The sequence below is a fragment of the Kitasatospora sp. NPDC001225 genome (genome assembly GCF_053597855.1).
Map to the genome: position 1 here is coordinate 1 of NZ_JBSFJC010000478.1, position 1,146 is coordinate 1,146.

1 protein-coding gene is annotated in these 1,146 nt (G+C 71.4%); it reads left to right on the forward strand.

The genetic code is table 11. From position 1 onward, the window contains the following. Window positions 1–270 precede the first annotated feature (270 nt). Complete coding sequence (locus ACWDCZ_RS41595; protein ID WP_449818760.1) at window positions 271–1,026, forward strand: hypothetical protein; 756 nt, start codon at window positions 271–273, stop codon at window positions 1,024–1,026. Window positions 1,027–1,146 lie beyond the last annotated feature (120 nt).

Consider the following 1,146-nt stretch of genomic DNA (forward strand, 5'->3'; position numbering starts at 1 on the left):
AGGATGGGTTCGAGGACGGCTTCGAACCCGTGGGACGTGCACCGGAGGCAGGCTGTCGATTTCGCTGATTCGGCAGACGGGCATGACGGGGGCTGGTAGGTGTGAATCCGCTGCGGTTGGCGGCGTTCTGGTCTGCTGGGGGTGGTGGTCGTGGCCCGGGTGGTGTGTGTGCACGGGATAGGGCAGCAGGTGCAGGGGGAGGACCGGCTGCGGGCGGTGTGGTGGCCGGCGCTGCGCGACGGCCTGCGGCGGGCCGGTGCGGTCGCGGACGTGCTGGGGGAGGAGGACGTCGCGGTGGGCTTCTACGGGGACGTGTTCCGTCCGGTCGGCCGGATGCTCTCGGCCGGAATTCCGCCGTATACCGCCAGGGATGTGGAGGACGGCTTCGAACGGGAACTTCTCGCCGCCTGGTGGTCAGCCGCGTCGGAGGTCGATGCAGGGGTGGTGCCCCCAGGCGCGGCCGACACCCTGGTGGCGACACCACGTTCGGTCCAGGCCGCCCTGCGGGCTCTGTCCGGGTCGAGGTTCTTCTCGGACGTGGCGTTGCGGATGGTCGTCAGCGATTTGAAGCAGGTCCGCGAGTACCTGACGGACCAGCAGGTTCGTGAGCGGGTCCGCGGTCGGGTCATGGCGCGGATCGGCCCGGACACCCGAGTGGTGGTGGCGCACTCGCTGGGCTCGGTGGTGGCCTACGAGGCGCTGTGCGCGCTGCCGGGGCACGGGGTGCGGGCGCTGGTGACGATCGGTTCGCCGCTGGGCATCCGCAATCTGGTGTTCGACCGCCTCCAGCCGGTTCCCGAACGGGCCGGCACGGGGGTTCGCGGGGTGTGGCCGGGCGGAGACGGGATGGCGTGGACGAATCTGGCCGGCACGGGGGACGTGGTGGCCCTGGTGAAGGACCTGCGGCCGGTCTTCGGCGAGCGGCTGCGCTCGGGACTGCTGTCCAACGGCACGCACGCACACGACGCGACGGCGTACCTGACCGACGCCCTGTGTGGGAAGGCGATCGCCGAGGGCCTGGGGTGAGCGAAGCGCGGAACAGGCAACCGCGGAGGTTCCTGATCGCCGCCACGGTGGCGGAGTACCCGAAGAACCGGGCCTGGGACCGGCCTGACCTGCCGACGGCTCGGAGGAGGGTCGCCGCGC